Here is a 5,871-nt window from a genome sequence, read left to right on the forward strand (position 1 = left end):
TACAGCTTATCTTCAACTCTCCCAACCCCGGCGGCCGGCCCCGCCCCCGCGGGGCCCCCGCCCGCCCCCGCCGCGCCCCCCCCCCCCCCCCGCCCGCCTCCAGGGACGGTTCGGTATGAGTGCTATGCGCGGTTCGACGCGACGTACGGCCGGGTTGCTGGCCCTGGCGGTGTCGGTCTCGCTGTCCGTGGCGGGCTGCGGATCGACGGCGACCGGCGCCGCGGCGGTGCCCGTCATCGGCCCGGTGCCGACGATCACGGCGGTGGAGCAGATCTCCCGGCCCATCGACCGGTACCTGGTGACCCCGCAGCAGGTCACCACCCTGCAGTCCGCCGCGAACGAGCTGAACGAGAAGTGCATGCGGGAGTTCGGGTTGCCGCCCGTGGCCACCGGCCTCATCGGGTTCGACGACCAGGCCCTGCGGTACGACCGCACGCACGCGCCGCTGTACGGGTTCTTCGACCCCGCGCAGGCCGCGGTGAGCGGGTACGACCGGGTCCCGGCGGCGGCGCCCGGCGGGCCGGCGGGTTCGTCGTCGCCGCCGTCGCCCGAGGCGATGACGGTGGAGCACGGAGTGGACCAGGCGGGGAAGGCGGTCTCCGCCTACGGGGGCAAATCCGTGCCCGCCGGCGGCTGCAAGGGCGAGGGCGCGCGGGGTACCGGGGGCGCGCTCCCGCTCCCGGATCCGCAGGCCCTGCCGGACCACGGCCCCAAGGTCCCCACCGATGATCCGCGCGTCCGCGCGGTTTTCGCCGCGTGGAGCTCGTGCATGAGGGCCAAGGGGTACCGGTACGCGACTCCGCAGGACGTCCTCGCCGACACCGGCCTGCTTCCCACGACGCGCGAGCAGGACGGCGTGGTCTCCGTCCGGCACTCGGCCGAGGAGCTGAAGCAGGCCGTGGACGACGTCGCGTGCAAGCTGTCGACCAATCTGGTCGGCATCTCGTTGGCCGTGCAGTCCGCCTACGACACGCAGTACATCGAGGGCCACGGCCCGGCGTTGGACGACTACCGGCGCACGGTGGAGGACCGGGTCCGGGCGGCGGAGCGGATCCTCCAGGGGCAGGGCGGGGCCTGACCCCGGAACCCCACCCGTCGGGCCGTGTGGCCGCCGTGGCCGTCCGGGGCGGTTCGTTCAGCCGGCGGCGACCAGCCCGGCGACCAGGGAGCGGAGTCCGTCCTCGTAGGTGTCCGCGGCGGTCAGCGGTTCCCAGCGGCCCGCGGCCTCGGCCAGGCGGGGCAGCTCGGCCGGGTCGAGTCCGGCGAAGACCTGCTCGCGGTAGGTCGGGCGGTCGTCCCCGGTGCGGCGGCGGGTGGCCGTCGCCCGGACGACGATCTCGCCCGCGGTGTAGTACCAGATCGCGCGGTAGCCCCGCACGGCCCGTTCGAGCGGCAGTCCGCAGCGGACCAGGCCGTCGACGATCTGCTCGACGAACCACAGGGCGTGGGTGGACATCAGGTCGTCGGCGGTCAGCACCTCGACGATCCACGGGCAGGCGGCGAGCGCCGCGTGGATCGCGGCCGCCGCGGCGACCACCCGCTCGCGGGGTTCGTCCGGCAGGTCGGCGGGCCGCAGGGTCCGGGCGGCGTGGTCGTCCAGCAGCAGGACGAGCAGTTCCTCCTTGTTGCGGACGTGGTGGTAGAGGGCCATCGGCGTGCTGCCGACCTCGGTGGCGAGGCGACGCATGGTCAGTTTCCCGACGCCCTCCTCGGTCACGATCCGGCGGGCCGTGGCGACGACCTCCTCCCGGGAGATCCGGGGAGGCCGGCCGGTGGCCTTGCGCGGTGCGGAGGGCTGCTGCATGCCCCCATCATCCCCCGGCCCTCGACAGCGGCGGTCGCCCGAGGGTAGTTTCCTTACATGTACAAAAACTCACGGGGGCGCCCCGGCGCGGTGCTGGCGGCGGTGACCGTCGCACAGTTCGTCTTCGCCCTGGACATGTCGGTGGTCAACGTCGCCCTGCCCGCGATCCGCACCGCGCTCGGATTCGCACCGCTCGACCTGTCCTGGGTCGTGCACGTCTACGCGCTCACCTTCGGCGGGCTGCTGCTGCTCGGCGGCCGCGCCTGCGACCTGTACGGCCGGCGGCGGCTCCTCGTCGCGGGCCTCGCCGTCTTCGCGCTCTGCTCCCTGGCGGGCGGCGCGGCCCAGGAACCCTGGCAACTCGTCACCGCCCGCGCCGGACAGGGCCTGGGCGCCGCGGCGGCCGCGCCGGCCGCGCTCGCGATGCTCACCACCACCTTCACCGAAGGCCCCCGGCGGGTCCGCGCGCTCGGCGTCTGGAGCGCCGCCAACGCGGCGGGCGGCGCACTGGGCGTCCTCGCGGGCGGACTGCTCACCGAGTACGCGGGCTGGCGCTGGGTCATGCTGGTCAACCTGCCCTTCGTGGTGGGCGCACTCGCGCTGCTCCCCGCCGCCGGTCCCGCCGACCGGCGCCCCGCCCGGCGGGACCGGCCGGACGTGCTCGGCGCCGTTCTCGCGACCGGGGGAGTGGGACTGCTGGTGTTCGGCGTCGTCCGCACCGAGGCCCGGGGCTGGACCTCGCCCGCCACCCTCGGGACGCTGGCCGCCGCCGTCGCACTGCTCGCCGCCTTCGTCGTCACCGAAACCCGCGTTCCCGCACCGCTGTTACGCCTCGGCCTGCTGCGCAGCCGCTGGGTCGCCGGGGCCAACCTGCTGGTGTTCCTGGCCGCCGCCGGGCAGTTCACCGCCTTCTACTTCGTCTCCCTCCACCTGCAACTGGTGCTCGGCCTGGGCGCCGCCGCCACCGGCGGCGCGTTCCTGCCCTTCTCGGCGGGGCTGGTCGCGGGCACCGTCGTCGCGACCCGGATCACCGCGACCCGCACGCCCCGCGCCGCGCTCGTCCCCGGAGCCCTGCTGGCCGCCACGGGCCTGGCCTGGTTCGCCCGGATCAGTCCCGACGGCGGTTTCCTCACCGACGTCCTCGGCCCGTCCCTGGTCACCAGCATCGGCACCGGACTGGTCCTCGCGCCGGTCGCGGCCGCCGCCACCACCGGGATCGCCCCGCACGAGGCCGGCCTGGCCTCCGGTCTGCTCAACAGCTCGCGCCAGCTCGGCGGCTGCGTGGGACTGGCCGCCCTGGCGACCGTCGCCGCCCACCGCACCGGCGCCGCCACCGACCCCGGCGCGCTCGACGACGGGTACGCCCTCGGGCTCGCGGCCACCGCCGCCCTCTTCGTCCTGGCGGCGGTCGTCGCGGTCCTCGTCCTGCCCCGCCACCGTCCCGCGCCCGGCCCCGCGCTCGGCCCCGCGCCCGGCCCCGCCACCGGGCCCACCACCGCCACCGCCGCCCCGGCGGAGAACCACCTGGAAGGAACGCCCTCATGACCACGACCCCGGTCCTCCCGGTCGACCTGTTCGCCGCGGCCCTGCACATCCACCCCGACGGCGCCGTCCGGGCCACCGAGCGCCGGATGACCGGCGGCGACGCCGGCGCCTGGCAGATCGCCACCTTCCACGTGGAGACCGACGCCGACGTCCACGCCGACCACTGGGAGATGCACCCCGCGGCCGAGGAGGCGGTGTGCTGCCTGACCGGTGGCGTCCGCGTCCACTTCCGCCCCACCAGGCCCGGCGCGGCCGGGGAGACGGTCCGACTCGCGGCCGGCACCGCGGTGGTCGTCCCCCGCGGCCGCTGGCACCGGCTGGAGCTCGACGCCCCCAGCGACCTGATGTCGATCACCCTGCGCACCGGCACCCGACTCGAACGGCGCAGCGACGCCGACTGACCGGAAGCCGCCGGTCGCCCCGGCCGTCGCACGGCCCGGTGGTACCGCGGTACTACGGCCGGGCGGATGTTCGGCCCCCGGTACCACGGTTCCGGCCGCCCCCGCCCCTAGCGTGGAAGGTGAGGGCGGCCGGGACGGACCGGCCCCGGAGCACAGGGATGACCGATGATCGAGGCGCACCAGCTGACGAAGCGGTACGGCGAGAAGACCGCCGTGGACCGGCTGGACTTCATGGTCCGGCCGGGTACGGTGACCGGCTTCCTCGGGCCCAACGGCGCGGGCAAGTCCACCACCATGCGGATGATCGTCGGACTCGACGCCCCCAGCAGCGGCACGGTCCGGGTCAACGGCCGCCGCTACGCCGAGCACACGGCGCCGCTGCAGGAGGTCGGGGCGCTGCTGGAGGCCAAGTCGATCCACCCCGGGCGCTCCGCCTTCAACCACCTGATGGCCCAGGCCCACACCCACGGCATCCCGCGCCGCCGGGTCGACGAGGTCATCGAGCTGACCGGGCTGCAGTCGGTGGCCCGAAAGCGCGCCGGGGCGTTCTCGCTCGGCATGGGCCAGCGGCTCGGCATCGCCTCGGCCCTGCTGGGCGACCCGGCCACCGTGATGCTGGACGAGCCCGTCAACGGCCTCGACCCCGAGGGCGTCCTGTGGATCCGCAACCTGCTGACCGCGCTCGCCGCCGAGGGCCGGACCGTCTTCGTGTCCTCCCACCTGATGAGCGAGATGGCCCTGGTCGCCGACCACCTGATCATCGTCGGACGGGGCCGGCTGCTGGCCGACACCACCGTCCAGGACCTGGTCCGCGAGGCCGGCGGCGACGCGGTCAAGGTCGCCAGCGCCGACCCGGCCGCGCTGCGCTCCGCGCTCGCCGGACCGGGCGTGGAGATCACTGGCCGGGCCGGCTCGGAGGAGCTCCTGGTCACCGGCCGCACCGCCCGGGAGATCGGCCTCGCCGCCGCCGACCAGGGCATCGCCCTCTTCGAGCTCACCCCCCGGACGGTGTCCCTGGAGGAGGCGTTCATGGAACTGACCCGTGACGCCGTCGAGTACCACGGCACCACCACCGCCAACGCCGCCGCGGCCACCGCCGGCACCGAGAACCCGAGGAGCGCGGCATGAGCACCGTCGCACCGAGCCCGACCCCGTCCGCGCCCGCCGACCTCCGGCCCGCCCGCCCGCCGTACAAGGTGACCGCGCTGCGGGTGCTGCGCTCCGAATGGGCCAAGCTGTGGTCGCTGCGCTCCACCTGGATCACCCTGGGCCTGGCCCTGCTCTTCCTGTTCGCCTTCGGCCTGATCGCCGCGTCCCAGTTCAAGTCGCGGCTCAGCGAGGGCCGCCATATGGACCGCGACTTCGCCACCGCGAGCGCGCTGAGCCTGTCCCTGTTCGGCACCAACTTCGCCCAGCTGGCGCTCGGCGTCCTCGGGGTGCTGGTCGCGGCCGGCGAGTACTCGACCGGCATGATCCGCTCCACGCTGGCCGCCGTGCCGCGCCGCCTGCCGGTGCTGTGGTCCAAGGCCCTCGTGTTCGGGGCGATCGCACTGGTGCTCGGCACCGTCGGGGCGTTCGCCACCTTCCTCGTCGACAGCCGGATCCTCTCGGACACCCGCGCCGCGATGACCCTCTCCGACGCCGGGGTCGTGCGCGGCCTGCTCGGGGCCGGGCTCTACCTCGCCCTGGTCGGCGTGATCGGCGTCGCCCTCGGCGCGCTGCTGCGCTCGGTCGCCGGCGGCATCGCCGTCCTGGTGGCCACCCTGATGCTGATCCCCGGCCTGACCGCGCTGCTGCCCAGCTCCTGGCAGGACCACATCACCCCCTACCTGCCGAGCCACGCGGGCCAGGCGATGTTCGCCCTCCAGCACGACGCGACCACGCTGTCGCCGACGGCCGGACTGGTCGTCTTCCTCGGCTGGACGGTGCTCGCCCTGGCGGGAGCCGCCCTGCGCCTGCTGCGCACCGACGCCTAGGTCCTGGTCGGGCGGGACACCTGACACACTCGGAGTGGGGGGGGGGGGCGGGCAAGGCCCCCCCCCCCCCCAAGAGTGTCGGGCACACCCAGACAGTCTGAGAGCGCCAAACACACAGAGAGAGTGGTGAGAGGAGAGGGGGTGT

The 5,871-nt window shown here is 74.9% G+C and carries 6 protein-coding genes; 5 read left to right on the forward strand and 1 reads right to left on the reverse strand.

Annotated elements, in window-relative coordinates:
• Positions 1-115 precede the first annotated feature (115 nt).
• The gene (locus ACFV0O_RS36480; RefSeq protein ID WP_380348395.1) at positions 116-1,078 is read left to right on the forward strand and encodes a hypothetical protein; all 963 of its coding nucleotides are present in this window, start codon (positions 116-118) and stop codon (positions 1,076-1,078) included.
• 57 nt (positions 1,079-1,135) lie between these two features.
• Here the strand turns inward: ACFV0O_RS36480 and ACFV0O_RS36485 are convergent, their stop codons facing one another.
• Positions 1,136-1,804 carry a TetR/AcrR family transcriptional regulator gene (locus ACFV0O_RS36485; RefSeq protein ID WP_380348397.1) on the reverse strand — a complete coding sequence of 223 codons (669 nt, stop codon included), beginning with the start codon at positions 1,802-1,804 and terminating at the stop codon, positions 1,136-1,138.
• A 57-nt stretch (positions 1,805-1,861) separates the two neighbouring features.
• On the opposite strand from ACFV0O_RS36485, the gene ACFV0O_RS36490 reads away from it, so the two are divergent.
• From ACFV0O_RS36490 to ACFV0O_RS36505, 4 genes are all read left to right on the forward strand, one after another.
• Positions 1,862-3,349: an MFS transporter gene (locus ACFV0O_RS36490; RefSeq protein ID WP_380348400.1), complete on the forward strand. Its 1,488-nt coding sequence runs from the start codon at positions 1,862-1,864 to the stop codon at positions 3,347-3,349.
• The gene (locus ACFV0O_RS36495) at positions 3,346-3,750 is read left to right on the forward strand and encodes a cupin domain-containing protein (protein WP_380348402.1); all 405 of its coding nucleotides are present in this window, start codon (positions 3,346-3,348) and stop codon (positions 3,748-3,750) included. The genes ACFV0O_RS36490 and ACFV0O_RS36495 overlap by 4 nt, the downstream gene beginning before the upstream one ends.
• Before the next feature lie 165 nt (positions 3,751-3,915).
• Positions 3,916-4,878 (forward strand): ATP-binding cassette domain-containing protein, encoded by a 963-nt coding sequence (locus ACFV0O_RS36500; protein ID WP_380348404.1) that lies wholly within the window; start codon positions 3,916-3,918, stop codon positions 4,876-4,878.
• Positions 4,875-5,726, forward strand: a complete 852-nt coding sequence (locus ACFV0O_RS36505; RefSeq protein WP_380348407.1) for an ABC transporter permease — start codon at positions 4,875-4,877, stop codon at positions 5,724-5,726. The genes ACFV0O_RS36500 and ACFV0O_RS36505 overlap by 4 nt, the downstream gene beginning before the upstream one ends.
• Positions 5,727-5,871 lie beyond the last annotated feature (145 nt).

Source organism: Kitasatospora sp. NPDC059577 (assembly GCF_042735475.1).
Taxonomy (GTDB): Bacteria; Actinomycetota; Actinomycetes; order Streptomycetales; family Streptomycetaceae; genus Kitasatospora.